Source organism: Actinomadura physcomitrii, from assembly GCF_008923205.2.
GTDB classification, from domain to species: Bacteria; Actinomycetota; Actinomycetes; order Streptosporangiales; family Streptosporangiaceae; genus Spirillospora; species Spirillospora physcomitrii.
In genome coordinates this window covers 79376-99277 of record NZ_WBMS02000002.1, presented here as the reverse complement: position 1 = coordinate 99277, position 19902 = coordinate 79376, and the positions used below count along the sequence as shown (strand labels likewise).

16 protein-coding genes are annotated in these 19902 nt (G+C 73.5%); 9 read left to right on the top strand and 7 right to left on the bottom strand.

The annotated features are described in order from the left end of the window. Positions 1 to 216 precede the first annotated feature (216 nt). Positions 217 to 6786, top strand: a complete 6570-nt coding sequence (locus F8568_RS02485) for a type I polyketide synthase (protein WP_151590929.1) — start codon at positions 217 to 219, stop codon at positions 6784 to 6786. Between the two features lie 36 nt (positions 6787 to 6822). Beyond that, positions 6823 to 8142, top strand: coding sequence for a crotonyl-CoA carboxylase/reductase (gene ccrA / locus F8568_RS02480; RefSeq protein WP_151590926.1), 1320 nt, complete (start codon positions 6823 to 6825; stop codon positions 8140 to 8142). Positions 8143 to 8209: 67 nt separating this feature from the next. On the opposite strand, the gene F8568_RS02475 is transcribed toward ccrA, so the two are convergent. Beyond that, complete coding sequence (locus tag F8568_RS02475; protein WP_202124409.1) at positions 8210 to 8902, bottom strand: class F sortase; 693 nt, start codon at positions 8900 to 8902, stop codon at positions 8210 to 8212. Then, a complete protein-coding gene (locus F8568_RS02470) occupies positions 8895 to 9626 on the bottom strand; it encodes a hypothetical protein (RefSeq protein ID WP_151590924.1) in 732 nt (243 codons plus the stop codon). The genes F8568_RS02475 and F8568_RS02470 overlap by 8 nt, the downstream gene beginning before the upstream one ends. A gap of 523 nt (positions 9627 to 10149) precedes the next feature. Between F8568_RS02470 and F8568_RS02465 the strand changes: the two genes are divergently transcribed. Then, a complete protein-coding gene (locus F8568_RS02465; protein WP_151590922.1) occupies positions 10150 to 10542 on the top strand; it encodes a hypothetical protein in 393 nt (130 codons plus the stop codon). A gap of 221 nt (positions 10543 to 10763) precedes the next feature. Here F8568_RS02465 and F8568_RS02460 read toward each other — a convergent pair whose 3' ends face one another. From F8568_RS02460 to F8568_RS02450, 3 genes are all read right to left on the bottom strand, one after another. After that, positions 10764 to 11387 carry a LysE family translocator gene (locus tag F8568_RS02460; protein WP_151590920.1) on the bottom strand — a complete coding sequence of 208 codons (624 nt, stop codon included), beginning with the start codon at positions 11385 to 11387 and terminating at the stop codon, positions 10764 to 10766. A gap of 75 nt (positions 11388 to 11462) precedes the next feature. Then, a complete protein-coding gene (locus F8568_RS02455; RefSeq protein WP_151590918.1) occupies positions 11463 to 11933 on the bottom strand; it encodes a carboxymuconolactone decarboxylase family protein in 471 nt (156 codons plus the stop codon). 91 nt (positions 11934 to 12024) lie between these two features. Then, positions 12025 to 13107 (bottom strand): S1 family peptidase, encoded by a 1083-nt coding sequence (locus F8568_RS02450; protein WP_202124408.1) that lies wholly within the window; start codon positions 13105 to 13107, stop codon positions 12025 to 12027. 273 nt (positions 13108 to 13380) lie between these two features. Here F8568_RS02450 and F8568_RS46520 point away from each other — a divergent pair, with 273 nt between their 5' ends. The 4 genes from F8568_RS46520 (at position 13381) to F8568_RS02435 (ending at position 15348) form a co-directional block, all read left to right on the top strand. Beyond that, the gene (locus F8568_RS46520; protein WP_151590914.1) at positions 13381 to 13665 is read left to right on the top strand and encodes a hypothetical protein; all 285 of its coding nucleotides are present in this window, start codon (positions 13381 to 13383) and stop codon (positions 13663 to 13665) included. Between the two features lie 206 nt (positions 13666 to 13871). Beyond that, the gene (locus tag F8568_RS02445) at positions 13872 to 14405 is read left to right on the top strand and encodes a molybdopterin-binding protein (protein ID WP_236008302.1); all 534 of its coding nucleotides are present in this window, start codon (positions 13872 to 13874) and stop codon (positions 14403 to 14405) included. Between the two features lie 121 nt (positions 14406 to 14526). Next, positions 14527 to 14745 (top strand): hypothetical protein, encoded by a 219-nt coding sequence (locus F8568_RS02440; protein ID WP_236008301.1) that lies wholly within the window; start codon positions 14527 to 14529, stop codon positions 14743 to 14745. A gap of 264 nt (positions 14746 to 15009) precedes the next feature. Continuing rightward, positions 15010 to 15348 (top strand): hypothetical protein, encoded by a 339-nt coding sequence (locus tag F8568_RS02435; RefSeq protein ID WP_151590912.1) that lies wholly within the window; start codon positions 15010 to 15012, stop codon positions 15346 to 15348. A 68-nt stretch (positions 15349 to 15416) separates the two neighbouring features. On the opposite strand, the gene qcrB is transcribed toward F8568_RS02435, so the two are convergent. Next, a complete protein-coding gene (gene qcrB / locus F8568_RS02430; protein WP_328600689.1) occupies positions 15417 to 17063 on the bottom strand; it encodes a cytochrome bc1 complex cytochrome b subunit in 1647 nt (548 codons plus the stop codon). 320 nt (positions 17064 to 17383) lie between these two features. On the opposite strand from qcrB, the gene F8568_RS02425 reads away from it, so the two are divergent. Beyond that, a complete protein-coding gene (locus F8568_RS02425) occupies positions 17384 to 18592 on the top strand; it encodes a PucR family transcriptional regulator (RefSeq protein ID WP_202124442.1) in 1209 nt (402 codons plus the stop codon). Positions 18593 to 18801: 209 nt separating this feature from the next. Here F8568_RS02425 and F8568_RS02420 read toward each other — a convergent pair whose 3' ends face one another. Then, the gene (locus F8568_RS02420; RefSeq protein WP_151590908.1) at positions 18802 to 19032 is read right to left on the bottom strand and encodes a hypothetical protein; all 231 of its coding nucleotides are present in this window, start codon (positions 19030 to 19032) and stop codon (positions 18802 to 18804) included. Positions 19033 to 19152: 120 nt separating this feature from the next. Here F8568_RS02420 and F8568_RS02415 point away from each other — a divergent pair, with 120 nt between their 5' ends. After that, positions 19153 to 19902 carry a GntR family transcriptional regulator gene (locus F8568_RS02415; protein WP_151590906.1) on the top strand — a complete coding sequence of 250 codons (750 nt, stop codon included), beginning with the start codon at positions 19153 to 19155 and terminating at the stop codon, positions 19900 to 19902.

The following is a 19902-nucleotide window of genomic DNA, read 5'->3' as shown; positions in this document are numbered from 1 at the left end:
CTATTGGTTGGCATCTGGTCACTCGGCCCGCTGTTAGGGCAGAGCCCCTCAACTATCCCATCAGGCCACATTGGTTACTGCTGAGTCTTGTCATCACCGTGACAAGTGGCAGGGGAGAAAAGTGGTCTGGGTGCGCATCGTGAGCCGGTCACCGTAGGACAAAGTGGTCCCTCCGCTTCGATGAACGATCCCGGTTTCATGGGGGGAACCCACCGCATGCAGAGCAACGATCGTTCCGGAGCCGCGCGCGACACCGCGGAGGGCGACACTCGCGCCGCCGAGGACGCGATTCGCCGGCACCTGATCGAGCAGATCGCGCGGCGCTCCAGGATCCCCGAGGCCGAGGTCGACCCGGACCGTCCGCTCGAGGAGTTCGGGCTGGCGTCGCGGGACGCGGTCGCGATCGCGGGCGATCTCGAGCAGATGCTGGGCCGGGCGCTGCCGGCGACGCTGGTGTGGGAGCACCCGACGATCAACAAGCTGTCCCGGGCGCTGGCGGGCGGCGCCTCGGCCGCGGCCGAAGCGGAGCCCGCGGCGGCGCCGGTCCGGGCGGCGGCGCGCGACGACGAGCCGATCGCGGTGATCGGGATCGGCTGCCGGTTCCCCGGCGGCGACCGCGACCTGACGGGCCCGGCGGAGTACTGGCGGTTCCTGACGGGCCGGGGCGACGCGATCCGGGAGGTGCCGGACGGCCGCTGGGACCCGTTCGACGACGGTTCCCCGGAGGTCGCCGACCGGCTGGCGCGGACGACGCGGCTCGGCGGGTTCCTGGACGACGTGGCGCGGTTCGACGCGCAGTTCTTCGGGATCACGCCGCGCGAGGCGGCGGTGATGGACCCGCAGCAGCGGCTCGTCCTCGAGGTGGCGTGGGAGGCGTTCGAGCACGCGGGGATCGGGCCGGCGTCGCTGCGCGGCAGCCGCACCGGCGTGTTCGTGGGCGTGTCGGCGCCGGAGTACGCGGCGTTCACCGCGTCGGACCTGGCGTCGCTGGAGCCGTTCACGGCGACGGGCGCGGCACTGAGCATCATCGCGAACCGGCTGTCGTACCTGCTGGACCTGCGCGGCCCGAGCATGATCGTGGACACGGCGTGCTCGTCGTCGCTGGTGTCGACGCATCTGGCGGTGCAGGCGCTGCGCAGCGGCGAGGCGGACGTGGCGCTCGCCGGCGGGGTGAACGTGCTGCTGTCGCCGACGGTGACGATGACGTTCGACCTGGCGGACGCGACGGCGAAGGACGGGCACTGCAAGGCGTTCGACGCGTCGGCGGACGGGATGGTCCGCGCGGAGGGCTGCGGCGCGGTGGTGCTGAAGCGGCTGTCGGACGCGGTCCGCGACGGCGACCGGATCCTCGCGCTGGTGAAGGGCTCGGGCGTCAACTCCGACGGCCGCTCCAACGGCCTGGTCGCGCCGAACTCGGACGCGCAGCGGGCGCTGCTGCGGGACGTGTACGCGGCGGCGGGCGTGGAGACCGGCGAGGTCGACTACATCGAGGCGCACGGGACGGGCACGTTCCTGGGCGACCCGATCGAGGCGAAGGCCGTCGGGGAGGTGCTCGGCGCGGGCCGGGCGGAGGACGAGCCGCTGCTGATCGGGTCGGCGAAGAGCAACCTCGGCCACATGGAGTCGGCGGCGGGCATAGCGGGCCTTATCAAGACCGTCCTGGCGCTGCACCACAAGGTGATTCCGGCCAGCGCGCACTACAAGGAGCCGAATCCGCACATCCCGTTCGACGAGCTGCGGCTCCGGGTGGTCGCGGACGAGACGCCGTGGCCGGAGCGGAGCCATCCCGCGCGCGCGGGCGTGTCGGGTTTCGGGTTCGGCGGGACGAACGCGCACGTGCTGCTGGAGGAGGCTCCGGCGCAGGAGGTCGCGAGCCGGCCGGCGGTGGTGCGGACGTTCCCGCTGTCGGACACGAGCGACGACCGCGTCCGCGACCACGCCGCGCTGCTGGCGGAGTGGGTCCCGGCCCGCGACGACGTGAAGCTCGCCGACCTGGCGCGGACGCTGCACCGGCGCGGCGGGCGGGGCCGGTCCCGCGCGGCGGTGTCGGCCCGCGACCGCGACGGCCTGGTCGAGGGCCTGAAGGCGCTCGCGGAGGGCCGTCCGCATCCGGGCGTGGTGACGGGTTCGGCGCTCGGCGTCCCGGGACGTCCGGTCTGGGTGTTCTCCGGATACGGGGCGCAGCGCGCGGGCATGGCGCAGCGGCTGCTGGAGGAGGAGCCCGCGTTCGCCGAGGCGATCGACGACCTGGACGGCCTGTTCGCCGAGGAGGGCGGCCCGGACCTGTGGTCGCTGCTCGAGGAGGGCCGCAAGCCGGACGGCCCGGCCGACACGATGCCGGTGCTCTTCGCGGTCCAGCTCGGCCTGGCCCGGATGTGGCAGGCGTACGGCGTGGTGCCGGGCGCGGTGATCGGGCACTCGATGGGCGAGGTCGCGGCGGCGGTCGTCGCGGGCGCGCTCACCCCGCAGGACGGCGTCCGGGTGATCGTGCGGCGGTCGAAGCTGCTGACGCAACTGGTCGGCGGCGGCGCGATGGCGGTGCTCGGCGCGTCCGCGCAGGACGTCGAGCGGCTCGCGGACGGGCTGCCCGAGGTGTATGCGGCGGTGCACTCCTCGCCGAAGCAGACGGTCGTGACGGGCGACGCCGATCAGGTCGCCGAGATCGTCAAGCGTGCGGAGGCGGAGGGCCGGCTCGCGCGCATGGTGCAGGCGGAGGGCGCGGGGCACTCCCCGCAGGTCGACCCGCTGCTGCCCAACCTGCGCGAGCAGCTCGCCGAGGTCGGCCTCGAACCCGGCACGCCGCTCGCCGACGGCATCAGGCTCTACACGACGGCGCTGCCCGACCCCCGGGCGTTCGACGGCGAGGACGCGCGGCTGGACGTCGAGTACTGGGCGGCGAACCTGCGCAACCCGGTCCGGCTGACGGACGCGGTGGCGGCGGCGGCCGAGGACGGGTTCCGGACGTTCGTCGAGGTCAACGCGCATCCGATCCTCGCGCACGCGGTCGGGGAGACCCTCGCCGGCAGCGGCGCCCTCGTCACGCACACGCTGAAGCGCGCGCCGAAGGGCCAGGAAACCGACGACACGCTGACGTTCCACGCGCAGCTCGCGACGCTCGCCGCGCACGGCCTCGCCGTCGCGCAGCCCTCGGACGGCCGGATCGTGGACGTCCCGCAGTCGCCGTGGCGGCACGAGCGCCACTGGGTCGACCTGTCGAACCGCAACCGCGGCGGCCGTGACGAGCATCCGCTGCTCGGCGCGCACGTCGAGCTGCCCGGTGAGGACCGGCACGCCTGGCGCGCCGACGTCGGCCTGGACGCGCAGCCGTGGCTCGGCGACCTCGCCGTGCACGGCCTGCCCGCGCTGCCGGTCGCGGCGTTCGCGGAGATGGCGCTCGCGGCGGGCGCGACGGCGCTCGGCACCGAGGCCGTCCGCGTCAACAGCCTGTGGATGGAGCGCCCGCTCGCGCTCGCCGGGCGCACGACGGTGACGACGACGTTCGCCGAGGCCGAGCAGCGCGTCGAGGTGCACGCGCTGACGCCCGCCGGCACGTGGGCGCGGCTGGCCAGCGCGGACGTCGGCGAGGACGCGCGTCCCGCCCCCGCGCCGGAGCCCGGCGCGGCGACGGAGGTCGCGGGCGCCGAGCGCGGGTCGCGGCACTACCGGCTGCACCCCGAGGTGTTCGACCGCTGCCTGGCCGCGCTGTCCGCGGAGGCGGCGGCGGTCGCGGGCGGCGGCGTCTGGCTCGCCGAGACGATCGGCAGCCTGCGCGTGCACGGGCCCACGCACCGAGGCGGGCACGTCCGCGTGGCGGCGGTGCAGGACGACGGCGAGATGACCGGTTCCGTCCTGCTGCTCGGCGCCGGCGGCGAGGTCCTGGCGGAGGCGACCGGCATCGTGCTGCGCCGCACCGAGCGCCACGACGTCCCCGTCCCCGTCGCGGACAAGCTGGTCGAGCTGCTGTGGGACGAAGCGGAGGCCCCCGAGCCCGGCGAGCGTGACGGCACATGGCTGATCCTCGCCGACGACGATGACGCCCTCGCCGCAGCGACCGCCGCCGGGCTGGAAAGCAGCGGACGCCGCGCCGTCCGCCGCGACCGCACCGACCTGGGCGACACTTCCGGCGTGGAAGGGGTCGTGCTCGTCCCGGCCGCCGACCTCGTCGACGAGGACCTCGTGCTCGCCATCGCGGAGACGAGCCGCTCCCTGCCGGACGGCCCCCGCCTGTACGTCGCGACGCACCGCGCCGTCCCCGTGCTGGACGGCGAGGCCGGCGAGCCCGGGCACGGGTTCGCCGCCGCGCTGACCCGCGTCCTGGCGTTCGAGCGGACCGTCCAGCGGGCGACGCTCGTCGACGTCGACCGGCCCGACGACCTGGTCCGGGAGCTGCTCGGCGATGGCGCCGCCCGCGAGGTCGCCTGGCGCGCCGGCCGCAGGTACGCGGCGCGCCTCGCGCAGGCCGCCCTCCCCGACTCCGACGCCAGGCCCAGGAAGATCGTCCGGCGCGGCGGCGCCTACATCATCACCGGCGGGTACGGCGGGATCGGCCTGGTCACCGCGCGGCTGCTGGCCGAGCGCGGCGCCGGACGGATCGTGCTGTCCGGCCGGAGCGGCCCCGGCGCCGGCGCCGAGAAGGTGATCGCGAAGCTGCGCGAGAGCGGGGTGGACGTCGGCGTCGTCCTCGGCGACATCGCCGCGCCCGGCACCGCCGAGCGCCTGGTGAAGGCCGCCACGGAGGGCGGCCTGGCGCTGCGCGGCGTCGTGCACGGCGCCGGCGCGATCGACGACCGGCTGATCGCCGACCTCGGCGCCGAGGATCTCCACAGGGTGTGGACGGCGAAGGTCGAGGGCGCGCGGCGGCTCAGCGACGCCACCTGGGACGCCGGCCTCGACTGGTTCGCGCTGCACTCGTCGGCGGCGGCGCTGCTCGGCTCGCCCGGCCAGGCCGCGTACGCGGCGGCGAACGCCGCGATCGACGCGCTCGCCGCGTACCGGCGGGCGCACGGCCGGCCCGGCACCACGATCAACTGGGGCACGTGGTCGCGCGTCGGCGGCGCGGCCGAGACCGCGGTGACCGTCATCGACCCGATCAGCCCCGAGGAGGGCGCCGAGGCCCTCGAAGCGCTCCTCGCGCACGGCACGACCGCGGCGGGCGTACTGCGGTTCGACCCGGTCACGGCCGTCGAGCTGTTCCCCGAGATCCGCAACATGCCCTACTTCGCGGCGCTGACCGAGGCGGCGGCCGAGCGCGGCGCGGACGACGCGGGCGACTGGCCCGGCGTCGACGCCCTCAAGAACCTCGACCCCGTCGAGGCCCGCGCGCTGATCGCCGCGCGGGTCCGGTACCGGATCGCGTCCGTCCTCGGGTTCGACCCGGAGCGCCTCGACCCCGCCGTCCCGCTCACCGACCTCGGCCTGGACTCCCTCGTCGCCGTCCGGATCAAGAGCGGCGTCGAGCACGACCTCGGCCTGACCGTCCCGCCGTCCGTGCTGCTGCAGGGCGCCAGCGTCAACGTGTTCGAGGAGTGGGCCGCCGGCGAGCTGGGCCTCGCCGGCGCCGCCGCCCCGTCCACCGCCGTGTCGAACGCCGAGTCCGGCTACGTCATGCCGCGCGACGCCGCCGAGCGCCTCGCCGTCCGGATCTTCGAGGACGTCCTCGGCCTCGACCGGGTCGGCGTCACCGCCGACTTCTTCGCCGACCTCGGCGGCCAGGAGCACCAGGCCGACCAGGTCGTCGCGATGGTCGCCGCCGAACTGGCCCGGGAGGTCGGTCGGGGTCGGTTGGTCGGGGAGAACAGAGAAGTGACGCGCGGCGAGCTGTTCGAGGTCCCGACCGCGGAGAACGTCGCGGAGGTCATCCGGGCCGCCGACGAGGAGGCCGCGCGGCAGACCGTCCGGCCGCTCAAGCCCACCGGCGACCGCCGCCCGATCTTCATCGCGCACCCCGCCGGCGGCACCACCGCCTGCTACCGGCAGCTCATCGACCTGCTCGGTGCCGACCAGCCCGTCTACGGCCTGGAGCGGTTCGAGGACGCCCCGTCCGTCGAGGAGCGCGCCGCCCGCTACGTCCAGCACCTGCTCGAGGCGCAGCCCGAGGGCGCGTTCCGGCTCGGCGGCTGGTCGTTCGGCGGCGTCCTCGCCTACGAGACCGCCCGGCAGCTCACCGCCGCCGGCCGCGACGTCGAGTTCGTCGCGCTGTTCGACGCCGGCATCCCCCTCGCGGTGGACGACGAGTCCGACACCCTCGCCCGCCGGTTCGCCGCGTTCGCCGACTACATCAACCAGACGTACGGCCTGGACGTCACGCTCACCTACGACGAGCTGTCCGGACTGGACGAAGAGGCGCAGTTCGCGCTGGTCATGGAGCGGGCGGCGCCGCTGGTGGACTACATCCCGCCGGCGGCCCTCACCCACCAGCTCACGTCCCACCAGGACACCCGATCCCTGGAGGCGTACCAGCCGCGGCCCTACGACGGCCGCGTCATCCTCTACCACGCCCCGGAGGAGACCCCCTGGGCGGTGCGCGACGCGCGCTACGTGCTCGACGGGACCAACGGTTTCGGCGGGCTCTGCTCCGACCTGGAGATCGTCACGATCCCCGGGGTGCACCACCTGAACCTGCTGGACCCGCCGGGCGTGGAGATCCTCGCCGCGCACCTGGAGGGCCGGCTCGCCGGACGCGCCGCGGGCGCGGACGGCGGCACCCGGCGGCCCGCGGACGGCCCGGACGCGCGCGACGCGTCCGGCCGCGCCCGGACCGCGGCACGGTCAACTCCGGCCCGCTGAGGCCGCGCCCCACCCCGTCGTTCACGGAGGACACTCATGGCCCACGACCTGCTCGACGCCGTCCGGTCCGGAGCGAGCGGACCCGAGCTGCAGGAGATCGACCTGCCGACCCGGTTCCGCGCCGCGTTCACCCGCAAGGACGAGGTCGGCATCTTCGACGGCCAGACCGACAAGGACGTGCGCAAATCCATGCACGTCGGCGAGGTCGACATGCCCGAGCTGGCGCCCGACGAGTGCGTGGTCGCGGTGATGGCGGCGGCGATCAACTTCAACACCGTCTGGTCGGCGATCTTCGAGCCGGTGCCGACGTTCGCGTTCCTGGAGAAGTTCGGCCGGCAGGGCTGGTACGGCGCCCGCCACGACCTGCCGTACCACATCCTCGGCTCCGACGGCTCCGGCGTCGTCGTCCGCACCGGCAGCGGCGTGAAGAACTGGAAGGCCGGCGACAAGGTCGTGCTGTCCCCGTCCTACGTGGACGAGGAGGACCACGGCTCCTACGACGACGGCATGATGTCGGAGTCGCAGCTCGCGTGGGGCTTCGAGACCAACTTCGGGTCGCTCGGCGAGTACTGCATCGTCAAGGCGAACCAGCTGATCCGCAAGCCCGCGCACCTCACCTGGGAGGAGGCGGGCTCTAACACGCTCTGCGCCGCGACCGCGTACCGGATGCTCGTCGGCAGCCACGGCGCCCGCATGAAGCAGGGCGACGTCGTGCTGATCTGGGGCGCGACGGGCGGGCTCGGCTCGTTCGCGACGCAGCTGGTCAGGAACGGCGGAGGCATCCCGGTCGGCGTCGTCTCCTCCGAAGAGAAGGCCGAGATCGTCCGGTCGCAGGGCTGCGAGCACGTCATCAACCGCAGCGAGCTGAACCTCGGCGAGCAGGGCCTGCGGCACCCGAAGGCGGGCCGGATGCTCGGCGAGGCGATCCGCCGCCTCGTCGGCGAGGACCCCGGCATCGTGTTCGAGTACCTCGGCCGCGAGACGTTCGGCGCGTCCGTCTACGTCGCCAAGCGCGGCGGCAAGATCGTCACCTGCGGCTCGTCGACCGGCTTCAAGCACGAGTACGACAACCGGTTCCTGTGGATGCGGCTGAAGAGCATCATCGGCTCGCACGGCTTCAACTACCACGAGGCCGTCGAGGTGAACCGGCTGTTCTCGCTCGGCATGATCCACCCGACGCTGTCCTCGGTGTTCCCGCTGGACGAGGCGGGCGAGGCGACCCGAGCCGTCCAGACCAACCAGCACATCGGCAAGGTCGCCGTCCTCTGCGGCGCCACCGGCGAGGGCCAGGGCATCGACGACCCGGCGCTGCGCGAGCGCATCGGCGAGGACAAGTTCACCCTCTACCGCCGCTGACCACCCGCCGGCCTGCGGCGTGCCGTTTCCGGGACGGCACGCCGCGATTCGGCGTCAAGGGGCGGGCTCAGGAGGCGGTCATCGTCGAGTAGACGATGAGGTTCTCGGTGTAGTGGCCCGCCTTGGGGTCGAAGGCGCCGCCGCAGGTCACCAGGCGGAGCGCCGGGTGGTCCAGCGACTCGCCGAAGACCTTCCGGTGCGGGAAGGCGTCCTTGTTGACGCGCTGCGTCCGCTCCACGGTGAACGTGGCGGTCGTCCCGTCCTTGCGGCCGATCTGGATCTTGTCGCCCGGCTTCAGCTCCTTCAGCCGGAAGAAGACCGCGGCCTTCTTGTTCGCGTCGACGTGGCCGAGGATGACCGCCGGGCCGACCTCGCCCGGCGTCGGGCCCTCCTTGTACCAGCCGGCCAGGTTCGGCCTGCTCAGCGGCGGTTCCTGGATCCGGCCGCCGGGCAGCAGCCCGATCTGGCCGACCGGCGCCGACACCCCGATCCTCGAGATCGTGATCTTGGTGGGCTCGGACGGGGCCAGCGACGAGACGTTCGACGCGGCCGTGGTGCCGCCGGGCGTCGCGCTCGCCGCCGGCGCCGACTTCGGTGCGGACGGCGAGGACGCGGCGTGTCCGTCGCCCCCTCCGCAGGCGCTGATCAGCAGCCCGGCGAGCAGCACCCCGGCCACCGCGCATCCGGCGCGGCCGAGCCCGGCGGGCACCGCGGCCCCCCGGTCCCGGCCGTCGCCGGCCGATGCTCGGAACTCAGGCAACGTTCGACCGCTCCCGCGCCGTCCGCCGCCGCAGCGCGACGGCACCGAGCCCGGCGGCCGCGAGCGCGCCCCAGCCGATCGCCATCAGCGGCGCGCCGGAACCGGCCGTCCGGCCGTACATGCTGCCGTCACCGGTGTCGATCCGCCCGTTCGGGATCTTCGGCGTGGCCGGCTGCAGGCCGCTGCCGGGCTTGGCCGGGGTCTTGGACGGGTGGGTGCTGTACTTCACGGACCCGAAGCCCTTGCAGACCACCGTCGCGACCGTCGGGTCGGGCAGGCTGCTCTTGAAGGTGCCGGTCGCGGTCCAGGTGGCCTTGCCGACCTTCTTCACGGGCAGCGGGTTGCGGGTGTAGCCGTTGCCGGTGATGGTCACCGTGCCCGGGCACGTCACCGTGAACGTGGTGTGCCGTCCGGGCGCGACGACCCGGCTGGACAGCTTCACCTTGTCGAACCCGAACGTGAACGTCGGCTTCGGCTCGGTGGGCGGCGCCGTCGGCGGCTTCTGGCCGGTGACGTCCACCCAGTGGGGGACCTTCTGCCCGGCCTTGAGCTCGCACTTCAGCAGGGTGCCGTTCGCGAGCTTGACCTGTTTGCCGATCTCGGCCTTCTTGCAGAACTGCCCGGCCTTGGGCCCGTCCTGGGCGTCGGCGAGGGCGGTGCCCGCCATGCCGAACACCAGGGACCCGGTGGCGACCGCCGCCGCGGCCAGCCGAGTTGCACGCATTGCTGCTCCTCTGATCGGGGGGTCTCTCCATGCGTTCCGGGCTGGATTCGCACCTGGCCGATGGCGGGGGAAGCCGCGGGACCGCGCGGCTTGCAGGGCGGGTGCGCTCGTGCAGTAAGGCCCGGTGTGCCGGACGAGAACGATGCGCCTGGAGCTTAGCGGGATCAATCACCGCACAACCGGAATGCGCTGGAAAAGTGAGCTGACTGGCCATTTCCGGAAATCTGCGGGAATGCTGTAAACCCCGCTCGCCCCCTGCGCGACTCTGTGGTCAGAAACGATCTTTGTTGGTGCCCGTGTTCGCCGAGGCCCGGGAGTGACCTCCGTCGCATCGGCTTTATGCATGCCGAGCCGGTCATTTCGTGACGTGCTGGGCATTCTAACGATACGGGCAGGGAACGTCGCTCAACGTAGTCGCCGCCATGTGCGGCAAAAACGGATGAAGTGTGTGCCAGTTTGGCGCTGTCCCGGTACGTGATCTTGGCCATCACCATGGCCAGGTGACCGCCCGAGGAGAGCTCCCATGGAACGGCACCTGAGGGCACTGGCCCGCGCGTGCGCCCCGACCGCGGTCGCCGCCGCCGGCCTGACGGCCGTCGCGGGCCCCGCCCACGCCGACGACCCGCCCACCCCCAGCCTGGACAACTACTCCATGCGGCCCGCCTGGAACCAGGCCGAGCTGCAGGACCGGGTCGAGCAGCTGGACGCCCAGCTCCCCAAGCTCGGCGTGCAGAACATCCTGGCCGAGGCCCCGCGCCAGGGGACCACCGCCGACGGCAAGGCCTGCAACTCCAAGGCCATCGACGGCACCACCGGCCACCAGCCGGACGTGACCTACGGCTTCTGCTGGGACACGGCCGACTCCGCCGCGTCCGGCAACTACGAATGGACGCCGCAGGGCGACGACCAGCGATGATCGCGGTTGAGCCGCGGCGTGCCGCCCTGATGAGCGCGGCCAGGGCGACACGCCGCACGTCAACGGGTCAGGGCGGGCGCCGGACGGCTCCGCGAACTCGACAGGGTCGTCGACGGCGTTCAGAAGGAGTTCCTCGCACCCCTGACGGCCAGCAGCGCCAGTTCGTCACCCTGCTGTCGCGGCTCGTCGACGCCCGGCCGTGACCCGGTGAAGGAGGGACGTCAGGAATCGGCGGCGAGGCGGAGGCCCAGGCCGAGAAGGACGAGCCCGGACACCTGCTCCATCCGGCGCCGGATCGACGCGCGCCGCAGCAGCACACGGGCGCGTCCGGCCAGCCAGACCATCGGCAGGAACCACGCCATGTCGACCACGGCCCAGATCACCGAGAACAGGACGAGCGTCGCCAGGACGGGCGCGCCGTGCGGGACGAACTGCGGCAGGAACGACACCGCGAACACGCCCGCCTTCGGGTTCGCGACGTTGGTGATCAGGCCCTGCCGGAACGCGCGCCCGTGCGAGACGGCCGCGGCCGGGGCCGGCTCCCCGTCCGCTCCGTCCTCGTGCCGCGCCTTCCACAGCGCGCGCGCCCCCATGCACACCAGGACCACGGCGCCCGTTATCCGCATCGCGTCGTAGGCGAGGCGCGAGGCGAGCAGGAGGGCGGACAGGCCGAACGCGGCGGCCAGGCCCCACAGCAGCACCCCGCACTCGTTGCCCAGCACGGTCGCCATGCCGTTGGCGCGGCCGTTCATCACCGAGCGCCGCAGGATCACGGCCGTGCTGGGGCCGGGGACCATCGCGACCAGGAACGCCGCGCCGACGAATGCCACGAGCGAGGACACCATCCGCCAAGTATCCAAAGCCGCTCATGTCCCGACAACGCGTTTCCGGGCGGCGCGTCCGTCTCGGCGGACTCCTAGCTAGGCGAACTGGCCGGGCACGTAGTCGCCGGCGGGCATTCGCGTGATGACGTTGAGGCGGTTGTAGGCGTTGATGAGGGCGATCATCCCCACCAGGGCGGCGAGCTGCTCCTCGTCGAAGTGCTTCGCGGCGTTCGCCCAGGTCTCGTCGCTGACGCCGGACCCGTCGGCGAGGCGGGTGCCCTCCTCGGCCAGCTCGAGCGCCGCGCGCTCGGCGTCGGTGTAGACCGTGGCCTCGCGCCAGGCGCCCACCAGGTTGATCCGCTGCCGAGTCTCCCCGGCGGCCGCGGCGTCCTTGGTGTGCATGTCGAGGCAGAAGCCGCAGCCGTTGATCTGGCTCGCGCGGATCCGCACCAGCTCCTGCGTCGCGGCGGGAAGGCCCGACTCGGCGATGGCCTTGCCCGCGGAGTTGAAGTACTTCGCGACCTTCATGGCCAGGTCGCTCCCGTAGAAGTTGATCCGGGCGTTCATGGTGATCTCCTCATGGTGGTTTCGATGCCGATACCTCCATGACGGAGCCGGCGGGCGGAATGTGACGTCCCGCCCGCACGGTTCACCGGCCTCAGGGGATCTGCGCGCCGAACGTCTGGAGCGCCTCGGTGACCGGCTGGAAGAACGTGACGCCGCCGGTCTGGCAGTCGCCCGACCCGCCCGACGTCAGCCCCAGCGCGGTCTTCCCGCTGAACAGCGGGCCGCCGCTGTCGCCCGGCTCGGCGCAGACGGTCGTCTGGATCATCCCGGTGACCGTCCCCTCCGGGAAGTTCACCGTCGCGCCGACCGCCGTGACCCGCCCGGTGTGCACGCCCGTCGTGCTGCCGCTGCGCGCCACCTGCTGGCCGACCACCGCGTCGGCGGCCTTCGCGATCGGCTGCGCGGTGCCGTCGTGCAGGTCGACCGCGCTCTGCCCGTCGTCCGTGGCCTGGACGAGCGCGAAGTCGTTGCCCGGGAAGTCGCTCTGCACCGTCGTGCCGAGAGCCTGCGCGCCCGCCTGGTCGGCGGTCCAGTCCTTCACGATGTTCCCGCAGTGCCCGGCGGTGAGGAAGAACGGCTGCCCGCCCCGCTCGACGTTGAAGCCCAGCGAGCAGCGCGCGCCGCCTCCGAAGATCGCGTCGCCGCCGAGCGCGAGGGTGTGCAGCCGGCCCGGGAGGCGCACCATCCGCACCGCCGTCCCCATGCCCGCCGCCGCGCGCCGCACCCCGGCCATCCGGGCGCCCTTCACCGAGTCGTCGACCCACATCACGACCTGCGACGTCGCCGGGTCGACGGCCCATCCGGTGCCGGGCGTCCCGGCCATCGACCGGCGCAGCGCGGCGGTCGTCCTGGCCAGGGTCCGCGGGCTCGTCCGCATCATCTTCGGGACGGCGCCCGCCGACCGCACCATCGCCGCGTCCGCCGCGGTGGCGACCGTGACGACGGGACGTCCGGCGGCGTCGAGGTACCCGCCGGCGGTCCGTCCGCCGAGCCGTCCGGCGAGCCGCGCCGCGAGCGCCGCCGCCCGCGGCTGCGCGCTCGACGCCCGCGCGCCGCCGGCCTGTGCTCTGCGGGCCTGCGCGTCCCCGGCGAGCTTCGCCGCCTGCGCGCCCTCCCCGGTGTGGCCGGCGTACAGCGACCCGGCGACGAGGCCGGCCGCACCGGCGACCGCCACGCTCGCTCCGACCACGGTACGCAGACGACGTTTCCTCGCGGCGTTCCGGCGCCTCATGAGCCCTCCAGCTCCCGAGATGACGATCTACGGGAGGTGTTACGGCGCCGCGCCCGGCGGAGTTCAACGCTCCTGCCGCGGTCCCGCCGGACCGTCGATCGTGCAGGTCAGAGCCTTAATGATTTACCTACGAGGAGTAGTCGACCGGTCGCGCTCCGGGTACTGGAGGGGAGGAGACAAGGGTCCGGCAGGGCCCCGAACCCCTGGAGGAGAAACATGAAGATCCCGAGTCCGCTGCGCTCGGCGGCGCTGACCGCCGCCGGCCTGGCCATGGCCACCGGCCTGGCCGTGGTCGCGCCCGCCGCCTCGGCGAGCGCGGCGGAGACGACCGCGGGCGCGCAGGCGCATCCGCGCGGCTGCCCGTGGGGGACCCACTGGGACCCGTACTGGCACAGATGCGTCCGCGACCGCGGCCATCACCACGGCGGCTACGGCCACCACCACGGCCACCACGGCCACGGTCACGGCCACGGTCACGGCGACCACGGCCACCACTGGTAGAACGCACTGAGGCGTCCGGCCGTCCCGGTGAGATCCCGGGGCGGCCGGACGTCGTCCGGCCGGAACTTGCCACCGGCAGATGCAAGCCTCTACTGGCGGAAAAGCTTGCATCTGCGAAAGGAATGTTTGACAAGAGCCGCAGGTGCGGAAGCATCGAGGGAGCGGGCCGTGCCGTCGGCTCGCCTCATGGTGTTCCGGAGGAACGCATGGACAAGGGGATCTCCTCCCGGCTCCCGCAAGCGGCCGCCTCGTCCCGTCCGGCTCGAGTGCCCGGCGCCCGCGCACCCGGCGCGGCGGGGACCCGGCTCCGGCTGTCCGGTGACCTGGAGCGCGCCGCCCTGCTGGCGGTCGCCGACCTGCGCGAGATGCCGCAGCGCACCGTCGAGGCCGGCTTCGCCTGCGGCCGGCTCGGCGAGCAGCGGCACGCCTACACCGGCCCGCTGCTGCTGGACGTCCTGCTCGCCGCCGGCCCGCGGTTCGATCCCGTCATCGGCAAGGACCGGGTGCGGTTCCTGATCGCGGTGACCGGACGGGACGGGCACACCGCCGTCCTGTCCTGGGCCGAGATCGACCCCCGCTACGGCGGTGGCGTCGCGCTGCTGGCCACCCGCGTGGACGGGCGCGACATGGACGCCGACGGCCCGCAGCTGGTGGTGCCCGGCGACACGGCGGGCGGCCGGTACGTCTCCCGCATCGCCGCGATCTGGACCGGCCCCGCTGCCGCCGCCGGAGCGGCCTGACCGGCTCCGCGGAAGGTCAGGACAGGTCGCGGGCGAAGCGCGCCGCGCCGCTCGGCGCGGTGCACCCCAGCGCGTCTTCGTCTTCTTCGGCCTGCGCACCGACCCGCACGACCTGCCCCCGGTGCTCGGCATCGCCGCGCTGCCGGCCGTCATCGGCATCGCGACGAAGCTCGCGGCCGGCTGGTTCGCCGCCCGCCGCGCCGGCGTCGCGGTCACCGGACGGCTCCGCGCCGGCGTCGCGCTCGTCCCGCGCGGCGAGTTCAACATCGTCATCGCCGGGCCGCGGTCACCGCGGGCACCAACGCCCGCCTCGGCCCGCTCGCCGCGGCGTACGTGCTGATCCTCGCGGTGGCCGGGCCCGTCCTCGCGCGCGGCGTCGAACCGCTGACCGGGGCCGTCCGCGCGCCGGAGCGACCGCCGGGACGCGCGCCACGACGACGCGCCGCAGAACGACGACGACGTGCCCGTCACCCTCGCCCCTGGCGGGACGAGGCTGAGCTTCGGCACCCCCGAACCGGGTGACGCCCACCGGCCCTTCGGGGTGGTGGGTGGAGGAGGATGGGCGGTCGACCAGATTGACGACTGGTTCTGAAGAGGTGCCGTTGTGCCTGTGATCGTCGTCGGGACCGTGGCGTACGCTGCGCTGGGGCTTGCCTGTATCGCCGTGGGAGTGCGCACCCGCAAAGGCGTCGGGAAATACAAGGTGTCCCGCAGCGCGAAGGTGAGTTACGAAGAACTGCCGCTCAGGGAGCGGACGCGCACGGGCAACGCGCTGTTGGTTCTCGGCGTGGCGTTGCTGTTGTGCAGCCCGTTCAGTCTCCTTCCAGGGCCGGCCGTGGCGGTGGTCTTTCTCGTGGCGCTCTGCTGTTTCGTCGCCTACCTGGTGATCCAGGTGGGCTTGAGGAGGGCCGCGCAGGCGGTCGTCCGGGCCAAGGCGGGGTGAGGGGGAGGCCGCGCGGGCGGGCCGGCGGGGGCCGGGCCGCCGCGCGCGGGCACACCCACCGCGGGGACTCAGGGGCCGAGCGCGTGCCGCTCCTCCTCGGTCGCTGCACGGTCGGGGGCGGCGAGGTCGTGGATGAAGCGGCGGTTCAGCGCGATGCGGACGCGGCCGAGGCCGGAGCGCCGCTCCGGCGCCTGGACGCCCTTGGTGTCCGGGCGGGCCAGCGACACGGCGGCCGGCGGGCGGTCGTCGGTGATCAGCGCGGTCTCCTCGGCCGGGAGGTGCCGCTCCACCTCGATGTACTCGCCGCTCGGGAGGCGCCGGATGACGCCGGTCTCCAGCCCGTGCCGGACGAGCCCGAGGTCGCGGCGCTGCAGGCCGAGGCAGATGCGGTACGCGACGATGTACGCGAGGACGGGGCCGAGGATGATCGTGCAGCGGAAGAACCAGGTCGTCCAGAACAGCGGGATGTCGAACCGGTCGGCGATGACGTCGTTGCCGCCCGCGGCCCACAGCACCCCGTAGAAGACGACGCCGCCCATGCCGATGCCGGTGCGGGCCGGGACGTCGCGGGGCCGGTCGAGCAGGTGGTGGACGCGGCCGTCGCCGGTCACCCAGCGTTCGACGAACGGGTAGGCGGCGAGGCCGGTGAACAGCAGGCCGGGCACGCCGAGCGCGGGGACGAGCACGTTCATCGGGACCGTGTGGCCCCACGCGCTGATCTCCCAGGCCGGCATCATCCGCAGGGACCCCTCCAGCCAGCCCATGTACCAGTCGGGCTGCGAGCCGGAGCTGATCGCGCCGGGGTCGTACGGGCCGAACAGCCAGATCGGGTTGATCTGGAAGAACGCCGCGAGCAGCGCGGTGATGCCGAAGACCCACAGGAAGAACGCGGTGGTCTTGGCGATGAAGACGGGGAAGAACGGGTAGCCGCGGACGGTCGTGTTGGTGCTGCCCTTGCCCGGGAACTGGGTGTGCGTCTGCCGCCACGTCAGCACGACGGCGTGCAGGGGGATCAGCGCGAGCAGGATGCCCGGGATGAGCAGGATGTGGACGACGTACAGCCGCGGGATGATGTCGGTGCCGGGGAACTCGCCGCCGAACACGAACATCACCAGGTACGAGCCGACGAGCGGGACGGACGCGAGCACGCCCTCGAGGATCCGGATGCCGGTGCCGGACAGCAGGTCGTCCGGCAGCGAGTAGCCGAACAGGCCGTTCACCATCACCAGCATGAACAGCAGGATCCCGATCAGCCAGTTCAGCTCGCGGGGCTTGCGGAACGCGCCGGTGAAGAAGTTGCGGAGCAGGTGGACGGTGATGGCGGCCATGAAGACGTCGGTGGCCCAGTGGTGGATCTGCCGCATGAGCAGCCCGCCGCGCACGTCGAAGCTGATGTGCAGGGCGGAGGCGTACGCCTCGCTCATCCGCACGCCCTTCAGCGGCCCGTAGGACCCGTCGTAGACGGTCTCGTTCGCGCTCGGGACGAAGAACAGGGTGAGGAACACCCCGGTCAGCACGATGATCAGGAACGAGTACATGGCGATCTCGCCGAGCAGGAAGCTCCAGTGGTCGGGGAACGCCTTGCGGAGCGCCTTGCGCGCGAACGCGGCGCCGCCGAACCGGTCGTCGGCGGCGCGGCCGGCGGCGGCGAGGGCCCTCGCGGGAACGCGGTCGGCTGGGCTCGGGGGGACGCGGTCGGCTGGGCTCGCGGGCACCGGGCACCACCTCACGCTTGCGCATGCTCGCCTGTGCCTTCACTGTCGCACCGGACGGACGGTCAGGCCAGGGGTGGCGCCGACTGTGGATAACCATCGAACCGACCGGCCGAACCTGGTCGTATCTCGACCTAGACTTTGCGCCCGGGCACCGCCACGGGTCATGATTTGCCCCACACGAGTCCCAAAAGTAAGTAATTACCCCGTGTGTACGGCGCGCAACGCAGGGGGACGAGCGGCGGGGAGGTTCCGTGTCGGACGACGGTTCGGCCACGTTCGGGCGCCCGTGGGCGGATCTGCCCAGGGAACTGGCGGATCACATGCGGCCGCACCTCGACGAGGTGGCCGACGACATGATCCAGGAGATCCAGACCAAGGTCCGCGAGTACGACCGCCCCGGCGACGGCTCCTACTCGGGGACGCTCCGCCAGGCCGTCGAGCGCGTGCTGCACTACTTCGTCGACCGGGTGGCCGATCCCGGCCACGAGCCCGCCTCCGTCACCGACTTCTTCCGCGCCATCGGCCGCGGCGAGGCCGGCGAGGGCCGCAGCCTCGACGCGATGCAGTCCGCGATGCGCGTCGGTGGAATGGTCGCCTGGCGGCGGATCACCGAGGGCGCCGAGGCCCAGCGGGTCTCGCCGCGCACCCTCGGCGCCGTCGGGGAGGCGCTGATGCAGTTCCAAGACGAGCTGGCCAAGGCCGCCGCCGAGGGGTTCTCGCAGGCCAAGGCCGCCGTCGCGGGCGAGATGCAGCGCCGCCGCAAGCGCCTGCTCGACCTGCTGTTCGCCGACCCGCCCGCCGCGCAGGAGGCCATCGCCGACCTCGCCGCCGCCGCGCACTGGCCGCTGCCGCGCACCGTCGCCGCCGTCGCGCTCGGCCGTCCCGGGCAGGACACCCGGCAGCCCGCGTTCCCGCCGGACGTGCTCGCCGACCTGACCCGCCGCACCCCCAGCCTGATCATCCCCGACCCGGACGGCCCCGGCCGCGCCAAGCTCGTCGACCGCGCCCTGGCCGGCAGCCTCGCCGTCGTCGGGCCGACCGTCCCGCTGATGGAGGCGGCCCGGTCGATCCAGTGGGCGCGCAAGACGCTGTGCCTCGTCCAGCGCGGCGTCATCGAGGCCCACGACGGCGTCATCCGCAGCGTCGAGCACATGTCGACGCTGATCCTGTTCCAGGACGAGGGGCTCATCACCTCCCTCGCCGACCTGCGCCTCGCGCCGCTGTCGCACCTGCGCGCCAGCCAGCAGGACCGGCTCGCCGAGACGCTGCTCGCGTGGCTGCAGTCGGGCCGCAACGCCAACGAGGTCGCGATGCGGCTGCACGTCCACCCGCAGACCGTCCGGTACCGGCTGCGGCAGCTGGAGGAGCTGTTCGGCGACCAGCTCCTGGACCCGGACCTGCGCTTCGACCTGGAGATCGTGCTGCGCGCCCGCGCGCTGCTCGCCGACAACGCCGGCGAGCGCATCATCCCGCCGGCCCGCGAGGCCGTCGGCGACAGCGCCGAGGTCGTCACCTTCCGCCGCACCTGACCGGGCCGCCCGCCGGCACCCGGCCGCGCGGTCAACGCGGAGGAGGCGAGGGTTCCCGACAGCAGCAGCGAGCGCAGCTCCTGGTACGTCCGGCTGTGGCGGGTGACCGAGGCCTCTTTCGTCCCCCCGGCTCCGGTGTCGCTCTCCCGGCTCATTCGCGGGCCTCGGTGGAGGGACGCGCGTCCGCCGGGCGGACAGGGCGGGGCGACTCAACCGCCGAACCGGACGCCGCCGCGGAGGCGCTCGGCGGTGGCGACGCGCTCGGCGAGCCGGGTCTGCGCGTCGCACAGCAGCCACAGCTCGCCCTCGTCCAGCGCGGTGATCTCCTCCAGGCAGCCGTTGAGCAGCTGGTAGTCCGACAGCGGGGTGACCCGGGTGGCCTTCAGGCCCCGCTCCGAGCGTTCGCCGTGCCAGCCGGGCATGCAGGTGATCAGCGACATCGACGCGGACTCCTTGGTCGGCCTATGGTAGGTCTACCCTAGGCCGACCACCCCGGTCCCGCGCCGGGTTCGGCAGAATGCCTGCAAGGCCTCCCGGCAGGCAGCAGAGAAGGATCCGGTATGCCGCGTCCCCCCACCAAGGCCCAGGCGATCACCAGCGCCCTCGCCGCCCGCATCGTCGAGGGCGAGCTGGAACCCGGCGCCTGGCTGCCGTCCGAGCGCGACCTCGCGCGCACGTTCGGCGCCGACCGCTCCACCGTCCGCCGCGCGCTGCGCATGCTCGCCGAGCAGGGCCTGGTCGAGGCCCGGCACGGCGCCGGCGTCCAGGTCCGCACGGCCGCGCCGGTGCGCCGCGCCGCGTCCGACATCACCCGGCAGGTCGGCGCCTGGCGCGGCTTCCACGTCTCCGCGCAGCGGGACGGCCGCCGCCCGTTCACCCGCACCACCGTCGCCGAGATCGAGGCGGGCGAACGGCTCGCCCGGCACCTGGACGTCCCGCCCGGCACGCGGGTGCTGGAACGCGCCCGCGTCCAGGGCGTCGAGGGCGAGCCGCCCGTGCAGACCGCCACCACCTGGGTGATCCTCGACATCGTCGCGGAGATCCCGCGGCTGCGCGAGATCGACACCGGCCCCGGCGGCATCTACTCGCGGCTCGAGGAGACCGGGCACCGCATCGCCTTCGAGGAGACCGTCACCTGCCGGCTGCCCCGCGCGGACGAGCAGGAGACGCTGCGGATCGGGCCCGAGCAGCCCGTCCTCACGCTGTGGCGGCGCGGCACCGACGAGGACGGCCGCGTCGTCGAGGTCACCCACCGCGTCGTGGTGGGCGACCGGCACGAGCTCGTGTACCGCTACGGCCCGGGAGCCTGA

What these genes read in the sequence shown, in the direction of transcription:
- ccrA (WP_151590926.1), top strand. Translation starts at nt 6,823, where the DNA reads ATGGCCCACGACCTGCTCGACGCCGTCCGGTCCGGAGCGAGCGGACCC.
- F8568_RS46520 (WP_151590914.1), top strand. Translation starts at nt 13,381, where the DNA reads ATGAAGATCCCGAGTCCGCTGCGCTCGGCGGCGCTGACCGCCGCCGGC.
- F8568_RS02415 (WP_151590906.1), top strand. Translation starts at nt 19,153, where the DNA reads ATGCCGCGTCCCCCCACCAAGGCCCAGGCGATCACCAGCGCCCTCGCC.
- F8568_RS02425 (WP_202124442.1), top strand. Translation starts at nt 17,384, where the DNA reads ATGCGGCCGCACCTCGACGAGGTGGCCGACGACATGATCCAGGAGATC.
- F8568_RS02455 (WP_151590918.1), bottom strand. Translation starts at nt 11,933, where the DNA reads ATGAACGCCCGGATCAACTTCTACGGGAGCGACCTGGCCATGAAGGTC.
- F8568_RS02485 (WP_151590929.1), top strand. Translation starts at nt 217, where the DNA reads ATGCAGAGCAACGATCGTTCCGGAGCCGCGCGCGACACCGCGGAGGGC.
- F8568_RS02470 (WP_151590924.1), bottom strand. Translation starts at nt 9,626, where the DNA reads ATGCGTGCAACTCGGCTGGCCGCGGCGGCGGTCGCCACCGGGTCCCTG.
- F8568_RS02445 (WP_236008302.1), top strand. Translation starts at nt 13,872, where the DNA reads ATGGACAAGGGGATCTCCTCCCGGCTCCCGCAAGCGGCCGCCTCGTCC.
- F8568_RS02460 (WP_151590920.1), bottom strand. Translation starts at nt 11,387, where the DNA reads ATGGTGTCCTCGCTCGTGGCATTCGTCGGCGCGGCGTTCCTGGTCGCG.
- F8568_RS02465 (WP_151590922.1), top strand. Translation starts at nt 10,150, where the DNA reads ATGGAACGGCACCTGAGGGCACTGGCCCGCGCGTGCGCCCCGACCGCG.
- F8568_RS02420 (WP_151590908.1), bottom strand. Translation starts at nt 19,032, where the DNA reads ATGTCGCTGATCACCTGCATGCCCGGCTGGCACGGCGAACGCTCGGAG.